This is a genomic window from Streptomyces sp. NPDC048603 (genome assembly GCF_043199475.1).
GTDB lineage: Bacteria > Actinomycetota > Actinomycetes > Streptomycetales > Streptomycetaceae > Streptomyces.
Window position 1 is genome coordinate 168884 of record NZ_JBICVY010000002.1, and the last position, 19973, is coordinate 188856.

16 protein-coding genes, 1 tRNA gene and 2 pseudogenes are annotated in these 19973 nt (G+C 73.9%); 10 read left to right on the top strand and 9 right to left on the bottom strand.

The window, feature by feature from the left end:
* The first annotated feature begins 64 nt into the window (after positions 1-64).
* Entirely contained in the window at positions 65-763 is a 699-nt protein-coding gene (locus ACGFQ9_RS04460) for a hypothetical protein (RefSeq protein WP_393571100.1), read from the top strand.
* A 306-nt stretch (positions 764-1069) separates the two neighbouring features.
* Here the strand turns inward: ACGFQ9_RS04460 and ACGFQ9_RS04465 are convergent, their stop codons facing one another.
* Positions 1070-1942, bottom strand: a complete 873-nt coding sequence (locus ACGFQ9_RS04465; protein WP_393571102.1) for a LysR substrate-binding domain-containing protein — start codon at positions 1940-1942, stop codon at positions 1070-1072.
* Between the two features lie 246 nt (positions 1943-2188).
* Here ACGFQ9_RS04465 and ACGFQ9_RS04470 point away from each other — a divergent pair, with 246 nt between their 5' ends.
* From ACGFQ9_RS04470 to ACGFQ9_RS04480, 3 genes are all read left to right on the top strand, one after another.
* A complete protein-coding gene (locus ACGFQ9_RS04470) occupies positions 2189-3229 on the top strand; it encodes a bile acid:sodium symporter family protein (protein WP_393571104.1) in 1041 nt (346 codons plus the stop codon).
* Positions 3229-3663 carry a (2Fe-2S) ferredoxin domain-containing protein gene (locus ACGFQ9_RS04475; protein WP_393571105.1) on the top strand — a complete coding sequence of 145 codons (435 nt, stop codon included), beginning with the start codon at positions 3229-3231 and terminating at the stop codon, positions 3661-3663. Before ACGFQ9_RS04470 ends, ACGFQ9_RS04475 begins: the two co-directional genes overlap by 1 nt.
* Positions 3664-3988: 325 nt before the next feature.
* Positions 3989-4516, top strand: coding sequence for a hypothetical protein (locus ACGFQ9_RS04480; protein ID WP_393571106.1), 528 nt, complete (start codon positions 3989-3991; stop codon positions 4514-4516).
* Positions 4517-4543: 27 nt separating this feature from the next.
* On the opposite strand, the gene fdhD is transcribed toward ACGFQ9_RS04480, so the two are convergent.
* Positions 4544-5395 carry a formate dehydrogenase accessory sulfurtransferase FdhD gene (fdhD, locus tag ACGFQ9_RS04485; RefSeq protein ID WP_393571844.1) on the bottom strand — a complete coding sequence of 284 codons (852 nt, stop codon included), beginning with the start codon at positions 5393-5395 and terminating at the stop codon, positions 4544-4546.
* 238 nt (positions 5396-5633) lie between these two features.
* On the opposite strand from fdhD, the gene ACGFQ9_RS04490 reads away from it, so the two are divergent.
* Positions 5634-6584 carry a beta-ketoacyl-ACP synthase III gene (locus ACGFQ9_RS04490; protein WP_393571108.1) on the top strand — a complete coding sequence of 317 codons (951 nt, stop codon included), beginning with the start codon at positions 5634-5636 and terminating at the stop codon, positions 6582-6584.
* A 120-nt stretch (positions 6585-6704) separates the two neighbouring features.
* Here the strand turns inward: ACGFQ9_RS04490 and ACGFQ9_RS04495 are convergent, their stop codons facing one another.
* Positions 6705-7880: a low temperature requirement protein A gene (locus tag ACGFQ9_RS04495; protein ID WP_393571109.1), complete on the bottom strand. Its 1176-nt coding sequence runs from the start codon at positions 7878-7880 to the stop codon at positions 6705-6707.
* Positions 7881-8118: 238 nt separating this feature from the next.
* On the opposite strand from ACGFQ9_RS04495, the gene ACGFQ9_RS04500 reads away from it, so the two are divergent.
* Positions 8119-8206, top strand: a tRNA-Leu gene (locus ACGFQ9_RS04500).
* 79 nt (positions 8207-8285) lie between these two features.
* Here the strand turns inward: ACGFQ9_RS04500 and ACGFQ9_RS04505 are convergent.
* The 3 genes and pseudogenes from ACGFQ9_RS04505 to ACGFQ9_RS04515 form a co-directional block, all read right to left on the bottom strand.
* Positions 8286-9086 (bottom strand): class I SAM-dependent methyltransferase, encoded by an 801-nt coding sequence (locus ACGFQ9_RS04505; RefSeq protein WP_393571111.1) that lies wholly within the window; start codon positions 9084-9086, stop codon positions 8286-8288.
* A 423-nt stretch (positions 9087-9509) separates the two neighbouring features.
* A pseudogene (locus tag ACGFQ9_RS04510) lies at positions 9510-10253 on the bottom strand (IclR family transcriptional regulator C-terminal domain-containing protein); the annotation flags it as partial.
* Between the two features lie 899 nt (positions 10254-11152).
* Complete coding sequence (locus tag ACGFQ9_RS04515) at positions 11153-11698, bottom strand: RNA polymerase sigma factor (protein WP_393571113.1); 546 nt, start codon at positions 11696-11698, stop codon at positions 11153-11155.
* A gap of 304 nt (positions 11699-12002) precedes the next feature.
* On the opposite strand from ACGFQ9_RS04515, the gene metG reads away from it, so the two are divergent.
* The gene (gene metG, locus ACGFQ9_RS04520; RefSeq protein ID WP_393571115.1) at positions 12003-13718 is read left to right on the top strand and encodes a methionine--tRNA ligase; all 1716 of its coding nucleotides are present in this window, start codon (positions 12003-12005) and stop codon (positions 13716-13718) included.
* Positions 13719-13931: 213 nt separating this feature from the next.
* Complete coding sequence (locus ACGFQ9_RS04525) at positions 13932-15443, top strand: hypothetical protein (protein ID WP_393571116.1); 1512 nt, start codon at positions 13932-13934, stop codon at positions 15441-15443.
* Here the strand turns inward: ACGFQ9_RS04525 and ACGFQ9_RS04530 are convergent.
* The 3 genes and pseudogenes from ACGFQ9_RS04530 to ACGFQ9_RS04540 form a co-directional block, all read right to left on the bottom strand.
* Positions 15398-16078, bottom strand: a pseudogene (locus ACGFQ9_RS04530) (DUF4232 domain-containing protein); the annotation flags it as partial. The gene ACGFQ9_RS04525 and the pseudogene ACGFQ9_RS04530 overlap by 46 nt on opposite strands.
* An 83-nt stretch (positions 16079-16161) precedes the next feature.
* Positions 16162-16845 (bottom strand): response regulator, encoded by a 684-nt coding sequence (locus ACGFQ9_RS04535; RefSeq protein WP_393571117.1) that lies wholly within the window; start codon positions 16843-16845, stop codon positions 16162-16164.
* Entirely contained in the window at positions 16833-18119 is a 1287-nt protein-coding gene (locus tag ACGFQ9_RS04540; RefSeq protein ID WP_393571119.1) for a sensor histidine kinase, read from the bottom strand. The genes ACGFQ9_RS04535 and ACGFQ9_RS04540 overlap by 13 nt, the downstream gene beginning before the upstream one ends.
* A gap of 105 nt (positions 18120-18224) precedes the next feature.
* On the opposite strand from ACGFQ9_RS04540, the gene ACGFQ9_RS04545 reads away from it, so the two are divergent.
* Positions 18225-18644, top strand: a complete 420-nt coding sequence (locus ACGFQ9_RS04545) for a DoxX family protein (protein WP_393571121.1) — start codon at positions 18225-18227, stop codon at positions 18642-18644.
* 119 nt (positions 18645-18763) lie between these two features.
* Complete coding sequence (locus tag ACGFQ9_RS04550; RefSeq protein WP_393571123.1) at positions 18764-19921, top strand: hypothetical protein; 1158 nt, start codon at positions 18764-18766, stop codon at positions 19919-19921.
* The last annotated feature ends 52 nt before the right edge of the window (positions 19922-19973 follow it).

Genomic DNA, 19973 nt, shown 5'->3' on the forward strand with positions numbered 1-19973 from the left:
GCCGCCGCCGGCCGCCGTGGTCGTCTGGCGGCAGTCCCCTAGCCGATCCGAAAGGTGATCACCGGTGAACCGAGCCCGCACCCTCGCCGCGGCCGCCGTCGTCCCGTGCCTGCTCGCGACCGTGGCGGCGGGCACGGCCGCCGGGGCCGCCCGGGCCGATGCCCCCGCTCCCGTCGCCGCTCCGGCCGAGAGGCCTTCCGTCCCGCACTGCATCACCATGGACGGCACGGACCTGAACGAGTTCTACGACGTCAAGTACCGCATCATCGGCCCGTCGACCTGCCGGACGGCCGTCCGGGGCGAGAAGTGGGTCCGGACCGTATCGCCGTGGTTCACGGCGCCCGGCGCCGCCGGGGCCGTCTACCCGGAGGGCTACCGGCCGTCCCGCCCCGCCCCCATCGACGACTTCAACTCCAAGTTCGTCAGCGCCACGTACGTCCAGGACCGGGGCACGGATCAGGAGAAGAGCATCACCTTCAAGAAGAAGGAAGTCCTTCGGACCGGCTTCACCGACCCCACCGGGCTCCCGTTCTCCACCGTCGTGTCCGCGCCGCTGAAGTCCCTGGACGTCGGCCCGCACACCTCCACGGTCCTGTTCACGCTCAAGGCCGAGCACTGCGACGGCCTCGGGACCGTCCGCGAGGAGAACTGCCTTCCCGCGGGAACCTTCCTGTGGGCGGTCGACACCCCCTTCGAGGTCGTACCGCGTCCGGGACAGGCAGCCGCTCCCGCGAAGCACGCCGCCGCACCGCGGCGAGGCTGAGGCCGGGGCCGACGCAGCGGGAGCGGCGCGGCCCGCCCGGCGGCGGCGGGGCTTCGACGAGCGCGTCGACGGCCCGCCCGGCCCGCACCGGGCCGCCGCCCCGGCCCTGACGTCCCAGTGGCGTCCGGCCGACGGCGTCCGGCCCGCGCCGCCCGGCGCCGCACCTGTTCCCCTGGTCCTGCGGGCACGGGGGTGCCCCGGCGTTGCCGGATCACCCGAGTGCGTCCGGTCCCCGGGCGACCCCCGCCCCCCGACGAGCGACGCCGGACGCCGCGGGCTGATCCGGCCTGATCCGGAAGACACGGCCTAAGCGGGCCTGCTGAGCCGGTCCCCGCCCGACAGGATCGCCGCGGCCAAGGCCTCCGCGGCCAAGGCCTCCGCGGCCGCGCCGCCCGCACCCCCCGGCCCGCGCAGCAGCGCGAACTCCACCGGGCCGAGCTCCGGCAGTCCCGGCACCCGGACCAGGCCCGGCGGGATCAGGCCCCGGGTGTGCGCCATCACGCCCAGCCCCGCCCGGGCCGCCGCGACCAGCCCGTTCAGGCTGCCGCTCGTACACGCGATCCGCCAGGCCCGCCCCTCCTGCTCCAGCACCTCCAGCGCCCGTGCCCGGGTGATGCCCGGCGGCGGGAAGAGGATCAACGGCACCGGCCGGTCCGGGTCCAGCCGGAACCCCTCCGCCCCGATCCACACCATCCGGTCCCGCCAGACCAGCCGGCCCCGCTCGTCTCCCGGCCCGCGCCGCTTGGCCAGCACCAGGTCCAGGCGTCCCTCGTCCAGCCGTTCGTGCAGCGTGCCCGACAGCTCCACCGACAGTTCCAGGTCCACCTCGGGGTGCTCGTGCCGGAAGCCCTCCAGGATCTCCGGCAGCCGGGTCAGCACGAAGTCCTCCGACGCGCCGAAGCGCAGCCGCCCGCGCAGCCGGGTACCGGTGAAGAACGCCGCCGCCCGCTCGTGCGCCGCCAGGATGGTCCGGGCGAACCCCAGCAGCGCCTCGCCGTCCTCGGTCAGCTCCACGCTGTGCGTGTCCCGCAGGAACAGCGGCCGCCCCGTCGCCTCCTCCAGCCGCCGCACGTGCTGGCTGACCGTGGACTGCCGAACGCCGAGCCGCACGGCGGCCTGTGTGAAGCTGAGCGTCTGCGCCACGGTGAGGAAGGTGCGCAGCTGAACCGGGTCGTACATACCGCCCAGCCTAGGCCGGTCATCGCGATCCGTGATGGCAGTCAGAGCCGTGAACGGGGTTCCCGATCACAGCCCGCCCCGCGACCATGGAGAGGACCCGACCCACCCACGGAGCACACGCCGCCCCGGGGCGGCACCGGCCCGGCCGGACGGTGTGCCCACCCGCGGCCGCCCGTCCCCCGCCGCCCGCGCCCGCCACCCGCCGCGGGTGGCCCGCTCCCCGACCGGATGAGCTGAGCACCTCATATGCGCCGCCCGCAGATCCCCGCCTGGCTGCCGCTGGACCCGTACATCCTGGCCCTCGTCGGCACCGTCGGCCTCGCCGCGCTGGTCCCCGCGACCGGAGCCGCGGCCGGCTTCGCCGGCGCGGCGGCCACCGGCGCCGTCGCCCTCCTGTTCTTCCTCTACGGAACCCGGCTCTCCACCCGCGAAGCCCTCGAGGGACTGCGCCACTGGCGGCTCCACCTCACCGTCCTCGCCTGCACCTTCGTGGTGTTCCCGCTCCTCGGGCTGGCGGCCGCCGCATTGGTCCCCGGGCTGCTGGACGGCCCCCTCCACAACGGGCTGATCTTCCTCTGCCTGGTCCCGTCGACCATCCAGTCCTCGATCGCCTTCACCTCGATCGCCCGCGGCAACGTGCCCGCCGCCATCTGTGCCGGCTCCTTCTCCAGCCTGGTCGGCATCGTGCTCACCCCGCTGCTGGCGGCCGCCGTGCTCGGCCGCAGCGCGGGCGGCTTCTCCCTCGACTCCCTGCTGAAGATCGTCCTCCAGCTGCTGCTGCCGTTCGTCCTCGGCCAGCTGCTGCGCCCCTGGCTCGGCGGCTTCGTGACCCGCAGGAAGAAGATCCTCGGCTACGTCGACCGCGGCTCCATCCTGCTCGTCGTCTACGCCGCGTTCAGCGCGGGCATGGCCGCCGGGGTCTGGCGGCAGGTGAGCCTCGCCAAGCTCGGCGGACTCGTCCTCGTCGAGGGCGTGCTGCTCGCCGTGATGCTCCTGGTCACCTGGTACGGGGCCGGGCGCCTCGGCTTCGGCCGGGAGGACCGCATCGCCATACAGTTCGCCGGTTCCAAGAAGAGCCTGGCCGCCGGACTCCCCATGGCCAGCGTGCTGTTCGGGGCACAGGCCGGCCTGGCCGTGCTCCCGCTGATGCTGTTCCACCAGATGCAGCTGATGGTCTGCGCCGTACTGGCCCGCCGCCGCGCCCAGGACCCGGAGGCCGCCGGACCGGACTTCCAACTCCCGCCCCGCAGGGACCCGGAGGGTACGGCAGCCGCTACCGTTCGGTAGTGACCTGGATACGCCCCCTCGCCGCGCACGGCCCGCGCCCCTGCACCCTGGTGATCTGCCGCGGCTGCTGCTGCGGAACCGACCGCAAGAACCCCGGCACCGACCACGCCGCCCAACTGGCCCGCCTCCAGGCCGCAGCGGCTGCCTCCGACGGCCGCCTGGCGGTCCGTGCGGTCGACTGCCTCGGGCCGTGCGCCCAGGCCAACGTGATCGTGGTGCAGCCCACCACCGAGGCACGGCGGCGGGGGGCCCGTGCGGCCTGGTTCGGCTGGGTCCTGGACGAGACCGCCACGGACGAGATCATCGACTGGGCCCTCGCCGGCGGCCCCGGCACCGCCACCCCGCCCCCGGCCCTGGACCTGCACCGCATCGACCCGCCCACCCCGGCACCCGCGCCGGACCGCCCGAAGAGGCAGCGCCGCAAGGGCCGTTGAGCCTAGGATCGGAGGATCCCGGCCGCAGGGAGGTGCCCGCACGGTGGAGTACGCAGAGACCTCCGAGATGCAGAGCTACCGACGGACGGGGCGCTGTCCCCGGTGTGACCGGAGGATCCTCCGGGTCCCTCCGGGGCTGCCGGCCGGCCTCACCGGGCTGCAGCAACCGGTCTTCCGGTTCAGCTTCACCGAGCGGAACGCCCTGCTGCCGATCGGTGCACCCGTGACCTACCAGCCCCCGGGAAGCCTCCGGTGCGGACACTGCGGGGGGAGCTGGGCCGTACGAAGGTCCTCCTTCCGACAGATCGTCTTCGGGACCAGAGTCGTGCAGGGTGTCGCCCCCACCACGGCGGCGCCGCGGACGCCGCCCCGCCCGCCGGACGCGGAGCAGCTCAGGTTCGGCGGGGTGGTCGAGTCGCCGCGGCGGGACGTGTTCGTCCGTACGGATCGCAAGATCGCGAGGAACAACAGCTCCGCGACGGTGACGGACACGGAGGAGTTCTCCTGGACGGTGTCCCGCTCGGTCACCGTGGAGCACCAGCGGGCCGCGGTGCACGGCACGACCGCCACCCTGACCCTCCCCGTGCTGCTCTCACTGGGGCAGACCCTGCAGCGGGAACTCCGCAGCACCTACGCGCTGGCCACGGAGGCCACGCTCACCAGGACGAAGACCGTGTCCGTCGAGATACCGCCGCACTCCTCGATCGAGCTCGAACTGACCTGGAAGATCGTCCGACAGCCGGGCTTCGGCCGGTTCACCGACACGGGAGGCCTGAAGGTCGACCTGCCCTACGAGGTCGACATGGAGATCGAGCTGGACTGGCGGACGAACGACATCGCCGGCCCTTCCTGAGGCCGTCCGGACCCCCGACCGCCCCGCTCAGGCGGAAGGCTGCGCCTGGGCGAGCAGGATCCGCTGCTCGCCCGCGTAGATGTTCATGTCCCCGCCGCGCAGGAACCCCACCAGGGTCAGCCCGGTCTCCAGCGCCAGGTCGACGGCCAGCGAGGACGGCGCGGACACCGCCGCCAGGACGGGTATCCCCGCCATCACCGCCTTCTGCGCCAGCTCGAACGAGGCCCGGCCGGACACCAGCAGGACCGTCCCCGCCAGCGGCAGCCGGCCGTTCCGCAGCGCCCGCCCGACCACCTTGTCGACCGCGTTGTGCCGGCCCACGTCCTCGCACAGCTCCAGCAGCTCGCCCTCGGGCGTGAACAGGCCCGCAGCGTGCAGCCCGCCCGTGCGGTCGAAGACCTTCTGCGCGGCCCGCAGCCGGTCCGGGAAGCCGCCCAGCCGCTCCGCGCCGACCTGTACCGGGTCCTCGGCCAGCCCGCCGCCGAACCGGGTCGCCGTACGCACCGCGTCCAGGCTGGCCTTGCCGCACAGCCCGCACGAGGAGGTGGTGTACACGTTCCGCTCGAGCGAGATGTCCGGGACCGGGACCCCGTCCGCGAGACGCACGTTGACCACGTTGTACGTGTTGGACCCGTCCTCGTCCGCGCCCTCGCAGTAGGTGACGGCCGCGACGTCCGAGGAGGCCCCCAGCACGCCCTCGCTCACCAGGAAGCCCACCGCCAGCGCGAAGTCGTCGCCCGGTGTGCGCATGGTGATGGCCAGCGGCCGGCCGTTGAGCCGGATCTCCAGCGGCTCCTCCGCCACGAGCGTGTCGGGGCGCACCCCGACGGCTCCGCCCCGGACGCGCACCACGCGCCGGCGTTCGGTGACCCGTCCCATGGCGATCAGTCCGTCCGTTCCCTCGTAGCACGTCATCGGGCGCGGGCAGCGGCCGTCACGGCCCGCAGGACCTGCCGACCGGCGCCGCTCCCCGGACCCATTGTCCTTTACGCCACGAAGCACCTCGGGACTCTCCAAATTCGGGTGGTCGAATCCTGTCGGTTCACACGCACCCTTACCCGCCGGTAGCCGGTCAAGCTGGACCATCCTGACAGTCGTACGAGGGGGAATTGCGCCCATGACCGGTTCACGCGTGGTGGCGTTGGGGCACTACCAGCCAGCGAAGGCGCTGACCAACGAAGACCTCGCGGTTCTGGTCGACACCAGCGACGAGTGGATCAGGTCCCGCGTCGGCATCAAGACCCGGCGCGTCGCGGGCCCCGACGAGCCGGTCGACGAGCTCGCCGCCCAGGCCGCCGGCAAGGCCCTGGCCGGCGCCGGCCTCGGCCCCGACGACGTCGACCTCGTCCTCGTCGCCACCTCCACCGCGATCGACCGGTCCCCGAACATGGCCGCCAGGGTCGCCGCCCGCCTCGGCATGGGCGGAGCGCCCGCCGTCATGGACCTCAACGTGGTCTGCTCCGGCTTCACCCACGCCCTCGCCACCGCCGACCACGCCATCCGGGCCGGCTCGGCCACCCGCGCGCTGGTGATCGGCGCGGACAAGATGACCGAGGTCACCGACTGGACCGACCGCACCACCTGCGTGCTGACCGGCGACGGCGCCGGCGCCGCCGTGGTCGAGGCGTGCCGCCCCGACGAGGCGCCCGGGATCGGCCCCGTGCTGTGGGGCTCGGTCCCCGAGATGGGCCACGCCGTCCGCATCGAGGGCAGCCCGCCGGTGTTCGCCCAGGAAGGCCAGTCCGTCTACCGCTGGACCACCAGCCGGCTGCCGGCCCTCGCCCGCAAGGTCTGCGAGAAGGCCGGCACGGCCCCGGAGGAGCTCGCCGCGGTGGTGCTGCACCAGGCGAACCTGCGCATCATCGAGCCGCTCGCCGCCCGCATCGGCGCCGTCAACGCGGTCGTCGCCAAGGACGTCGTGGACTCCGGCAACACCTCGGCGGCCAGCATCCCGATGGCACTGTCCAAGCTGGTCGAACGCGGCGAGATCCCGTCCGGAGCGCCGGTCCTGCTGTTCGGCTTCGGCGGCAACCTGTCGTACGCCGGCCAGGTCATCAGCTGCCCCTGACCCGCCGCCCCGCCGCCCCGCCGCCCCACCGCCCCACCGCTCCACCGCGCCTGATCCGGCCGAGCGGGCCGTCGTACGCGCACCACCCGGGCGCACGTACGACGGCCCGCGGCACCCCGGCTACCGTACGGACGCCCGGGCGGTGGCCCGACCCTCCGCCAGCAGCGCACCGACCAGCACCAGCACCAGCGCCACCAGCTGCGACGCACCGTTCACCCGCATCCCGGCGGGCACCGTGGCCAGGACGAGCACCAGCGCGGCGGCCCGGTACCGGACGGCGCCGATGCCCAGCACCCGGCGGAACAGGATGTCCCCGGCCAGGAAGAGCGCCACCCCGCCGGCCAGGGCCACGGCCGGACCGGCGTGCAGGTGCTCGGCCAGGTGCCCGATGGTCTTCTTCACCCCGGCCGCGAACACGGCGATGCCGATGAGCACGGGCAGGAAGGCGTAGTAGTACGCCAGCATCGCCAGCTTGAAACGCCGCTCCGGCTGCGTCTCGGCGAAGACCTCCTCCGCGCGGCCCTCGTCGCCCACGAAGTACATCCACCACAGCGACGCGGTCACCGCCAGCGCCAGGAAGGCGCCGCCCGCGATCCCGAAGGTCAGCGGCAGCCCGCCCACCCCGATGCCGATCGCGATCACCGACTCGCCGAAGACGATGATCAACAGCAGCCCGTGCCGCTCCACCAGGTGCCCGGCGCTCATCCCGCCGAGCTGCTCGCCGACGGTCTCCCCGCCCGCCTCCTGCCCGTCCTGCCCGTCCTGCCCCTCCTGGCCGCCCTGGCCGGGCGCCGTGACCCGCCGCACGATCACGGGCGTCGCGAACTGGAGCAGCAGCGCCAGCATCCACAGGGCGAAGACCGGCCACCCGTCGAACGCCCCGGCCACCGTCACGGCCAGCGCGCACAGCACATTGGGCAGCGCGAACCACACCACCCCCCGGCCGTGCGCCTGCGTGAACAGCGCTCCGTGCACGAGGACGACCAGCAGGTAGCCGAGCCCGAACGCGACCCCGCCCGCCCCGAACGCGGTCGGCACGGCCAGGGCGCACACCAGGAACGCGCCCATCGCCACCATCAGCGCCACCCGCCGGCCGGTCCGGTCCGGCGGCACCTGATTCGTCAGGTGCGCGTAGCCGCCATACATCCAGAACAGCACGGTGAAGATCAGTACGACCTGCCCGAAACCCCGGAAACTCAGGTCATCGGCGAGCAGCACCGTCAGCTGGGTGACGGTGAACACGAACACGAGGTCGAAGAACAACTCCAACGTGCTGACGCGGTGCTCGGTTTCCACCGGCGACTCCCCCCGAATCGATCCGCGGCCCTGTGCGGGCCATCTGACCGGCCCACCACCCCCCGTGTCCACACGATCCCAGAATCCGGGCGGCCGGGGCTCCGGAGCGAAGAAATCGGAACCACAACCCGCACTGGACCCGCCGCAGGCACCTGACCACGGGATATGTGGTCGAGGACCACCTGAAACCCCTGCTATTGTTGTCCATGTCGCCGCGGGAAACCGGGGCCGACCACCGGTCCGGGTGGCGGAATGGCAGACGCGCTAGCTTGAGGTGCTAGTGCCCTTTATCGGGCGTGGGGGTTCAAGTCCCCCCTCGGACACCAACAGGAACCCCAGCTTCGGCTGGGGTTCCTTCGCGTTCCGGCCCATACGCCGCCCACCCACCACCATCACCGACCGCCATCACTTCCGTCCCCGTACGGCGATGTGCGCGATGGGAAAGGACACGTGGGCCGGATCGACCAGCTCGGCGAGGGCCGCCTCGATCTCCGCCTCGCTGAGCAGGCCGCGTTCCACCAGCGCGGGGGTCTGCCTCATCAGGGACAACCGCCAGAGCTCGGAGACCGGGGCGTCCGGAGTGGTTGCCGGCAGGGTCGCCTCCGCCGACACGTCGCGGTAGCCGGACCGGTGGAGGACCGACGGGGCCCGCGTCCCCCAGTTCGCTTCCATCCCGTACGAGGAGCTGAGCAGCCCCCACGCGACCTCGATGCCCCGGCGAAGCGCCGAGGTCTCGGACATGCCGGCACAGGGGAAATTGGACAGCTCCTCCAGCAGCACGGTCCCGCCGGGAGCCAGCCACCGGCGCATCCGCTCCACCACCTGCTCGCGCTCCGGCAGGTGCATCAGCACGCACCGGGCGTGGATCAGATCGAAGGACCCCTCGGGGAAGTCGTCGGCGGTGACGTCGTGGCGCAGGACCCGCAGGTTCCCCGGCCCGCCCCGGGGCATCAGGCTGAGATCGAGATCGGTGGCGGTGATCCGGCCCTCCGGGAACCGCCCGGCCAGCCAGTGGGCCGTCGTCCCGCTCCCCGCCCCCACCTCGAGGCAACGCGCCGACGCCGGCAGCCGCAGCGCCCCGATCCGCCGCTCGGTCTCCGGATCGAACGCATCGGCAAGCGCCTTGAGCCGCGCCGCCTCCAGCGGATCGACATGACCGAGCTGATCGGCGTAATGGCCCGTAGCACGGGTGTCGCCCTGGGACATGTCCCGGACGCTACGCCCGCGGCTCGCCCGGAGCGTGGCCGACCGGGCCGGACGTCGGCCGCTTCACCCGGCCGGGTCCGGCACGGCGGCTGTCTTTGCGTGCCGCCCCCGCGAGGATGATCCCCGCGGGGGCGGGGCTCACATGCCCAGGACGAGCAGGTGCTCGGAGTGTTCGTACGGGGCGAACGGGGTGAAGGTGTGCGGGAGGGCCAGGGCGGGGGACTCGTCGGTGCCCGGGTTCGGGGCGTCGAAGAGGTAGGCCGTTTCCGAGGCCGGGTCGCTCACCAGGTGGGGGCCGTGGGGGCCTCCCGCGGCCGAGGGTGCCCGCGCCGTCAGCGGCGTACGGAAGACGCTGCGGAGGTGGCGGAGGGCGTCCGGGCCGGTCCGGGCGGCGGGGGCTCCGTCCGGGGGTAAGGCGCCGGTCAGCAGGAGGGCCAGAAGGACCGGCACCGTCTTGCGGCGCAGGGCACCCGTGGCCTCGTGCAGGCGGTGGGCGTGGGCCGCGGGCAGAGAGAGCGCCAGGCAGCCGGCCTCGCCGCCGGTGGCGATCGGCACCGCCGAGCAGACCACGCCGGGGGAGTACTCCAGCAGGTCGAAGACGGGGTCACCGGGGGCCACCGCGTCCAGCGCGGTGAAGAGCACCTTGCTGTCGGTGATGGTCCGGGGGGTGAGCCGGGCCGGCTTGTGGCGGGCCACGTGGTCGGCCCGGCCGTCGTGGTCGAGCTGGGTGAGCAGGCACTTGCCGACCGCGCTGGCGTGCGCGGCCATCCTGAAGTCGAACCACTCCTCGACCGGTGGCGCGGCCGGTCCGTCCGCCATCTGGGTGATCCGTACTTCACCCTCGGCGTACCGGCTCAGGTACACGGCGGCCCCGGTGCTGTCCCGGGCCAGCGCCAGGGTGTGCTGGAGCTGGGCCGCAAGTCCGTGGCCGCCGGGGGCGGCCAGCCGGTTCAGGGCCGGCCCGGGGGCGAAGATCCCCTCCGGGGTGCGGTGGGCGAACTGCTCCTCGCACAGCATGGCCAGCATCCGGCCGAGTTCGGCCCCGGTGAGGCCGGCCTCCCGGCCCAGCCGGTCTCCGCGTACGCCCCGGGGGTGGCGCTGCAGGGCGTGCACGAGCTCCAGCGCGCGCCGGGCCTCCTCCGCCGCGCGGGTTCCGCCGTCGCTCACCGAGGTCCGCCGCGCCGCGGCCGTCAGGGCCGGGTGCCGCAGCGGGCCGGGGGAGTGCCGGGGACGCGGGGGACCGGTGTGCCTGGGGCGTTTGGCGCCGGTGGGGGCGGGAGCGGGTGGCGTCGGTCCTGTTGCCGGTTCGGTCTCCGTTCCTGTTCCTGTTCCTGTTGCAGGTCCTGTGGTCGTTGCTGTTGCTGCGGGGGCTGGGATCAGGGCCGACAGGGCCCGTTCCAGGCCGCGCCGGGGCAGTGGTACCGGGCCCAGGTCGGCGTCGTCGAGCTGGATGACGTACCGGCGGACCGCGGTCTGGCCGTGGACAAGGGGTTCACGTGCCTCGCGGGTGGCGGGCGGGGTGAAGCCGCCGCGCACCAGCTCCCGTGCCCAGACGCCGGCGTCGTGGTGCTCGCCGCGCCGCGAGTGGTCGAGGAACAGGCAGTACGCGCCCTGCTCGCTGCCGGATCCGGCGGTGTACTGCCACCAGAACCGGGCCCCGTCCCGCAGCCCCGCCAGGTGCAGCAGGCAGGCGAAGACCTGGGCTCCGGCCAGGTCGGTGTGCCCGCCGGTGACGAACGCGGCCAGGGCGGACTCGGCCCCGGGCGCGCACACGGTGGCCATGCCGATGGCCTTCAGGTCCCGCCAGGCGCGCTCGGCGTCCACCGGCGTGTGCTGCGCCGGGTCGCTCCAGGCGGCCCGGGCGGGGTCCGGGCCGGGACCGGCGCCGGGGTCGGAACCGCCGGAGAGGCGCGCGCAGGACCCGGGCCGGCCGGCCCGGGCGCGCAGCAGCCGCGCCTCTGCGGCGGCGAGATCGTAATGCGGGTAGCGGTCGCGGACTCCCGCCCGGGCCAGGAACTCGGCGAGCGAGCGCGGCCGGGGGGCGCCGTGCGGCGGGTACCGGTCGCTCATGACTCCTGCTCCTCGCCCCGCACCCCGGAACCGGGTGTGTCGAGCAGTCGTGCGAGCCGCCGGAGGGCCTGGCTGAGGTGGGAGCGGAGAGTGGCCTCCTCCACGCCCATGACCGCGGCCGCCTCGCCGGTGGTGCAGTGCAGTCCGTACCGGAGCAGTACGGCGTCACGCTGGCGCTCGGCCAGGCGGGACACCGCCGAGTAGAACCGGATGGTGTCGGTCAGCACCTCGTACGGATCGACGACCGCCTCCTTCAGGGCCGCCTCGAAGGCGGTGATGTCCATCGGCGCCGCACGCCGGTTCCGTTTGCGTTGCTGGTCGACGATCCGGTGTTTGAGCACCGTCCAGGCGTAGGCCTCCAGTCGGTCCATGTGCAGCATCCGCAGCCACTCGTTCATGATCGCTTCAAACGTGGCGTCGACCACGTCCTCGGCATCCGCGTCGGAGCCGAGCTGGAGATACGCGAATCTCATGTACGCGGGCCGCCGATCCGTGTGGAAGGCCCAGTACGACAGTCGTGCGCTCGGCTGCCACTGACTCATGGGCGTGGGCTGCCGCTGTTGTCGTCGGCTGGGCAAACCCACGGCCCCACTGGACTCCTCCGGTCCGCCATCGGTCAACGTTCCACCTTCCCCTCGGGGCACGGGAGGCATAGGCCTCCACCATTTCAACGCTCGGGGGTCACGGAGTGTGCGGTGAAGAACACTGGCGCCATTACGTTCGGTGATGATCGCTCGATGACCGGTTCCGACCGGTGGACCGCGGACCGCCGCAGTCCAGCGGTTCGATACGATGAGTCCCTTCGCGACCGGTAACACACCGCATATATGAATGGAGCATCCGAGGATGGCTCGACACCTGATCACCAGCGCGCTTCCCTACATCAACGGGATCAAGCACCTGGGCAACATGGTCGGGTCGATGCTTCCGGCGGATGTGTACTCCCGGTACCTCCGCCAGCGCGGCCACGACGTCCTCTACATCTGCGCCACCGACGAGCACGGCACCCCCGCCGAGCTCGCCGCCAAGGAGGCCGGCCTCTCCGTCGCCGACTTCTGCGGGCAGGCGCACGACGCCCAGAAGGCGGTCTACGACGGCTTCGAGCTGTCCTTCGACTACTTCGGCCGCAGCTCCTCGCAGCAGAACCGCGAGATCACCCAGCACTTCGCCCGGCAGCTGCAGGAGAACGGCTTCATCGAGGAGCGCGCGATCCGGCAGGTCTACTCCCCGGTCGACGGCCGCTTCCTCCCCGACCGCTACGTCGAGGGCACCTGCCCGCACTGCGGCTACGACAAGGCCCGCGGCGACCAGTGCGAGAACTGCACCCGCGTGCTCGACCCGACCGACCTCATCGACCCGCGCTCGGCGATCTCCGGCTCCACCGAGCTGGAGGTCCGCGAGACCAAGCACCTCTTCCTGCTCCAGTCCAAGCTGCAGCACGAGGTCGAGGCGTGGGTCGCGCAGCACGAGGACGAGTGGCCGCAGCTGGCCTCCTCCATCGCCCGCAAGTGGCTGACCGAGGGCCTGCACGACCGGGCGATCACCCGCGACCTCGACTGGGGCGTCCCGGTGCCGGCCGACACCTGGCCTGAACTGGCCGCCGAGGGCAAGGTCTTCTACGTCTGGTTCGACGCGCCCGTCGAGTACATCGGCGCGACGAAGGAGTGGTCGGACGCCGACCCCGAGAACCGCGACTACAAGAGCTGGTGGTTCGAGGCCGAGGACGTCCGCTACACGCAGTTCATGGCCAAGGACAACGTCCCGTTCCACACGGTCATGTTCCCGGCCACCGAGCTCGGCGTGCGCGAGCCGTGGAAGATGGTCGACTACGTCAAGGCCTTCAACTGGCTGACGTACTACGGCGGCAAGTTCTCCACCTCGCAGAAGCGCGGCGTCTTCACCGACCAGGCGCTGGAGATCCTGCCGGCCGACTTCTGGCGCTACTTCCTGATCGCGAACGCGCCCGAGTCCGACGACTCGTCGTTCACGTGGGAGCACTTCACCACCACCGTCAACAAGGACCTCGGCGGCACCCTCGGCAACTTCGTCAACCGTGTGCTGACCTTCTCCCGCAAGAAGTTCGGCGACGAGGTCCCGGCCGGCAGCCCCGCGGGCGAGACCGAGGCGAAGCTGGGCGAGCAGATCGCCGAGCTGCTGGCCGAGTACGAGGGCCACATGGACGCCCTCCAGTACCGCAAGGCCGCGGCCGCGCTGCGCGCCCTGTGGTCCGCCGGCAACGCCTACCTGGACGAGAAGGCCCCCTGGCTGGAGGTCAAGACCGACCTCGACGGCGCGGCGCTCACCCTGCGCACCGCCATGAACCTCATCCACCTCTACTCGGTGGTCTCCGAGCCGTTCATCCCGGCCTCGGCACGCGCCATGCGCTCCTCGTTCGACCTGTCCGGCGACACCGCGACGTGGGTGACCCCGGAGCAGGCCAAGGCGCTGGACGCGGTTCCGGCGGGGACCCCGTTCACCGTGCCGCCGGTGCTCTTCGCCCGGATCGCCGAGGAGGACCTGGAGTCCTACCGCGAGCGCTTCGGCGGCGCCGAGGCCGGCTGACGCCGTACCGCACCGACCCTTGCGGGGGCGCGACCCGGACTCCGGGCCGCGCCCCCGCGGCGTTCCCGGCCGTGCGGCCCTCCGGCCCCGTCCCGCAAGGGAGTTGAGGGCGGTGGCCGCGGTTGCCGTTCACCGGAGGTAGGGGAAACCCGACCCCCAAGTGTCCACCTGGGTGTGCAGACCGGGCCGGGGCCCGGCGGCTGCAATGGGCCCATGAATTCCTCCCGTTGCTCCCGGCGCCCGTACCGGGCCCTCGGCTGGCTGCTCGCGGCCGGGTGGGCGCTGTCCTTCCCCCTCGTCTCGGAGCTGCCGCCGCACCGGCTGTGGGGCTGGTGCGCGGGTACCGGATACCTGGCTGCGGCCGGCGCTACCCTGTTGCGCCGTCCCCGGGCCGCGGTCGGGCTCGCGCTGACCGGTGCCGTCGCCGTACCGCTGCTGTACCTGGTGCTGAGCGGGCAGGGGCAGTCCGAGGTCGCCGTCATCGAACGGTCCGGGAGGCTGATGCTGGAGTCCGGCAGCCCGTACGTGGACCGGCCCGAGCGGGTCGCGGACTACAACCCGTACCTGCCGGGCATGGCCCTGCTCGGCCTGCCCCGGGCCGTGCTCGGTACCGACGGCTGGGTGCCGCGGCTGCTGGGCGACGCCCGGATCTGGTGCGCGGCGGCGCTGTTCGGCGGGATGTGGGGCGGGCGGCGACTGCTGGGCGGGCGGGAGGCCGGTCTGCCGGGGTCCGGTCCGCTGGGGTCCGGTCTGCGGGGGTCCGGGCCGCCGGGGTCCGGTCTGCGGGCGGCCGCCCCCGTGCTGGTCGCCTCGCCCGTGGTGGCGCTGCCGCTGGCGGTCAGCGGGGTGGACCTTCCGCTGGCCGGGCTGTGCTGCCTGGCGCTGGCCGCCGCCGCGGCCGGGCGCCCGGTGCTCGCCGGAGCCGTGCTGGCCGGGGTGTGCGGGCTGAAGTGGACCGCCTGGCCGGCCGTTCCGGTCGCGGTGGCGCTGCTGTCCGCGGTGCACGGGAGGCGTGCGGCGCTGCGCTGCGCGGTGCCTGCGGTGGCCGGGACGGCCGTACTGGTACTGCCGGCGGTGCTGCAGCAGCCGCGTGAGCTGGTACGCCAGGTGTTCGCGTTCCCGACCGGGCGGGCCGACGTGCCGACGCCGGCGAGCAGTCCGCTGCCGGGCCGTCTGATCGCCGAACTCGTGCCGCACGGATGGTGGCTGACGGTAGGTCTGCTGGCACTGGGCGGGACGGTGGTGGCGCTGTCGCTGCTGCTGCGGCCGCCGCGGACCGTGGTGGCCGCGGCCGACCGGCTCGCGGCCGGGTTGACGGTGGCCTTCCTGCTGGCTCCGGCCGGACGGTTCGGCTACCTGGTGTTGCCGGTGTTGCTGGTGCTCTGGGGGCGCTGGTCCTGTGGCGCCGGCGGAGCCGGTGGGGCCGATGGGGCAGGTGGGGCCGTCGGAGCGCCCGGCGCGAGGGTTTCCCGGGTCGTCGCCCGTGGGGCGGTCCGCGGGACGGCGGGTCAGGCCGGGCGGAAGGCCGTGGCGCGAACGGTGGTGCCGCAGAGTGCGAAGTTGCCGCCGTCGTCGGGGGCGATCTGGAGCAGGCCGCCCGCGACACCCACGACCATCGAGGGCGCGGCGAACGGTTCGGCGCCCGAGGCGCAGTACCCGTCGGCTTCGCCGAGGACCGGGGTGAAGGAGACGGTGGTCGCGGCCGTGCCCCCGACGGGCAGCTGAACGGGGCGGGCCGTGCCCTGACGGATCACCCGGAGGGGTTTGTTGCGGTCGGGTGAGCCCTGGCCGGCGAGGGCGAGGGTGGGATGGCCCTTGAGGGTGCAGGGGGTGGGGCCCTCGTTGATGACGGTGATCCGCCAGCCGGTGGCGCCGAGGCGTTCGGCGCTGTTCGCGACGAGTTGGGTGTGGCGGCAGGGCGGGGCGGGGGCGGCTTCCTGCGCGGTCGCCGTCAGGGCCGGTCCGGCTGTGGCCATGGAGATCGCCAGGGTGGAGGCTGCGAGGAGGTGGCGGGCCTGGTGGGCGGCACTGCTCGTGCGTGCACGGGTCATGGCTCTTCTCCACGGGGGTGAGGGGAACCGGCCCGGGCGCCGGCCACGGCTCAGCGCACGCGGGTGGCGCCGCGCCGGGCGGTCGCCGTGGGACTCGCGGTGGCGACGTCCTTTCCAGCCTGGCACCGTCAGGCGCGGCCTGCGCGTTGGGGGCGCTGCGCGGCGCGGCCGCTGAGCGGGGGCTTCGGCGGGCGGCGCCTGGGTGAAGCGGGGCTTCGGGTGGACGGGGTACATCCGCTGGGCGGGGTGTCCCGGTGTGCCCACCCTCCCCCAAGCTCTCGACTTCGCTCGAGCAGGGGGGACCCCCATCGCCCTGCGGGACGCCTGCCCACACCGGGTGGGGCGGGAGGCCTGCCCACACCGGGCGGGAGGCCTGCCCGCACCGGGGCTGGTCAGTCGGGCGTTGAGTCGCGCAGGTGGGCGAGGACGGCCAGGACGCGGCGGTTGCCCTCGGCCGGGTCGAGGTCCAGCTTGGTGAAGATGCTGCTCGCGTGCTTGACGACGGCGGCTTCGGTGACGAACAGGCGGGACGCCACGGCCTGGTTGTTGAGCCCTTCGGCCATCAGGGCCAGTACCTCGCGTTCGCGCGGGGTGAGGCGGGCCAGGGGCTGTTCCGCGGAACGGTGGCCGATCAGCACCCGGACCACCTCCGGGTCGAGCACCGTCTGCCCGGCGGCCACCCGCTCCAGCGCGTCGAGGAACTCGTCGACCTCGCCGACCCGGTCCTTGAGGAGGTAGCCGAGCCCGCCCGCGGAGCCCGCGCCGCCGGATCGGCCCGTACCGCCGCCGAACAGCCGGGCCGCGTACGCCGTCGCCACGTACTGGGAGAGCACGAGCACCGGCAACGCCGGTTCTGAGGAGCGCAGTTCGAGGGCGGCCCGCAGTCCCTCGTCCCGGTAGTCGGGCGGCATCCGGACATCGGTGACGACCACGTCGGGCCGTTCCGCCGCCACCGCCCTCTTCAGTGACTCCGCGTCACCGACCGCCGCGACCACCTCGTGTCCGCTACGGGTCAGCACCTCCGCGAGACCGGCCCGCAGCAGTACGGAATCCTCGGCCAGGATCAGCCGGAGCACGGAACCTCCACACGCAGTACCGTCGGCCCGCCCACCGGGCTCGACACCACCAGTCTGCCCCGCAGCACCGCCAACCGGTCGGCCAGGCCCGCCAGTCCGGCCCCGGTGGCCGGATCGGCGCCGCCGCGACCGTCGTCGGTGACGGTGAGCGTCAGCGTGCCGCCCGCCACCCGGCCGTCGACCTCGACCCTCGACGCGCCACTGTGCTTCGCCGCGTTGGCGAGCGCCTCCGTCACCGTGAAGTACGCCGTGGCCTCGACCGGTGCGGGGAGCCGCGGCACCCGGTCCAGGTCGACCGTGACCGGCACCGGATGCCGCAGGGCCACCTCCGCCACCGCCGCCGCCAGCCCGTGGTCGGACAGCACCTGCGGATGGATGCCCCGGACCAGGTCCCGCAGTTGGGCCAGCGCCTGCTTGGCCTCGGCCCGGCCGCGGGCCACCAGCTCGGCGGCACCGGCCGCCTCCGGCACCCCGCGCAGCTCCCGCTCCGCCAGGCCCAGCGTCATGCTCAGGGCCACCAGCTGCTGCTGCGCACCGTCGTGCAGGTCCCGTTCGATCCGCCGCCGTTCGGCTTCGAAGGCGTCCACCAGACGCACCCGGGACCGGGTCAGTTCCAGCACCCGGGCGTCCTCCTCGCGCGGCCCGAGCAGGGCCCGTGCCACCCCGGTCTGGGCACCCGCGAGGAGCGCGGCCGCGTACGCCGCGACCACCAGTCCCAGCAGTCCTGCGGCGGTGCCGGCCAGCCCCTCCAGGGGCCCCGAGACGGCCCGGCCGGGAATCAGCATCACCGGCTCCGGGGCGAGGGCCCACACGATGACCGGGGTGGCGGTCAGAATGGCGGAGAAGACGAGCAGCACGGCCACCCCGGACCCGGCCGGGCCGAACACCACCCCCAGCAGGGCGGCGTATCCCAGTTCCCGCCAGGTGGCCCGTTCCCGCAGCCGGGTCCGCAGCCAGGCCACCGGCCCGGCCCCGGCGAGCGAGGCGTGCGGGTCCGGCACCGGCTCCCGGTCGACCAGCCGAAGCCGTCTCCGCTCCAGCGCGCCCACCGGCACCGCGCCCGCCACCGCGGCGGTGAGGAGCAGCAGTCCGATGCCCAGCGGGGACAGCAGCAGCCCGGCGCCGACCAGGACGGCCAGCGCGGTCAGCACCACGTACCCGGTCACCGCGCCGGAGACCAGCAGGCCCCAGCACCGCAGTGGCCAGGAGGACAGCAGGAACCGGCGGGGCCCGCTCCGCAGTACCTGCCCGAGCTCGACGGGCGGTTCGGGCATCCGTAGGGTCCTTCGGTGCGGCGGCAGGGGCATGCAGAGCCTACGTCACCCGGACGGGTGAAATGCGGCAGAACGGGCACACGCACGGTGACATCGGAGGTTGCGATGGACATCGTCGTACTCATCGGGCGGGTGCTCTTCACGGTGCTGTTCCTGGCCTCGGCCATGGGGCACCTGACGCAGACCAAGGCCATGGCCGGATACGCCGCCTCCAAGGGCGTCCCGATGCCCGCGGCGGCCACCCTGGGGAGCGGCCTGCTGATGGCGGCGGGCGGACTGATGGTGCTCCTCGGGGTGTGGGCGGACCTCGGCGCGCTGGCGCTTGCCGCGTTCTGCTTCCCGACGGCCCTGGTGATGCACGCCTTCTGGCGGGAGAGCGATCCGCAGAACCGGATGACGGAGCGGATCCACTTCCTGAAGGACATGGCGCTGGGCGGCGCGGCACTGGTGCTGTTCGCCTTCTTCGCGTACGCCGGGCACGACCTGGGGCTGATGCTCACGGGCCCGCTCTTCTCGATCAGCTGAGCGGACGACCCGGGCATGACCCCATCCGGGGTGGGGTGCGTGTCGTCGTGCCGCTGTGATCGTTTCTTCACCGGGAGGGACCGTTCGGCAGGGGTTCCGAGGAGACGGGTGGACGCGCGGTGACCGCTTGGCGGCTGTGGGCCGGGACGGGTCTGGCGGTGCTGCTGTGCCCGCTGCACGGGTTCGCGGCGGCCGCCGCGGAAGGTGACGGAGACCCCGGCGGTACCCCGGTCGCCCGCCCGGACGCCATCGCCCGCCCGGACGGCACCGCCCGTCCGGACCGCACCGTCGCCGTGGTCGCGCCCGGCCGGGTGCGGGTGTCCACGGGCGGACCCGCGGGGGGCACGTGCGTGGCGGTGGACGAGCGTTCGCGGGCGGGTGGCGGCTGGTCGCTGGGCCAGGGCGTGCTGGTGTACCACCGGCCGCGCCCGGCGGCGGCGACGGCTCCGTCCCGCCCGGCAGCCTCCGCCGCTTCCGCCACTTCCACCGCTTCTGCCCTCTCCGTCCCCGGGGTGTCGACGCGACTGTCCGATTCGTGGCACCCGGCGGTCGCGGGGGCCACGGACGCCGCGTGGCGGACGCCGGCCTCCCAGGGCCCCGCCGTGGCGGAGCCCGCGCCCTGCGCCGCACCCGTGGCCGACGCCCCCGTGGCCGACGCCCCCGCTCCCATCCCGGCCCCCCTACCCCCCGTACCGTCGCCGGCCGGCCCGCCGGAACCGCCCGTGCCCCCCGAGGCCCCGGCGCCCCCCGAGCCCGGTACCGACGGCGTCGTCGACGTCGGCGTCGCTCCCGGGCGGGTGACGGTGAACGTGTCCGGGCCGGAAGGGTCGGTCTGCGCCGCCGTGGGCGAGGGCCCGGCGGTGGGGGCTTGCCGCCCCGGCGCGGGCCCGGACACTCCGTCCGTCGTCGTGGGCGTCCCCGCCCCGGTGGTGCCGCCGCGCGTTCCCGCCCGTGTCCCCCCGGAGCCACCCGCCCCCGAACCCCTCCCCGCCGAGCCCGACCCGGCCCCGGAGCCCGTGCCGGCCCGCGCCCTGCCCGGCGTACCGGCGCCCGGGGTGCCGGCCCCCGCCGTCTCCGCCCCCGCCGTCTCCGCCCCCGCCGTACGGCCCGAGGCGCGGCCCGCCCGGGAGCTGTGGCGCCCCTACTACCGTTCCGTCGCGCTGCAGCGCCACGGTCCCGACGGCCTGTCCACCGTGATGCTCATGGTCGTCGTCACCACCCCGGCCGTGCTGGCGGCCGCGGCCCTGCGACCGCGCTCGAAGAGCCGCGGCGCCTGAGCCCGGCGCCCCAGCCACCCCGGCCCCCACCCCCAAGAACAGGAGTTCTCCC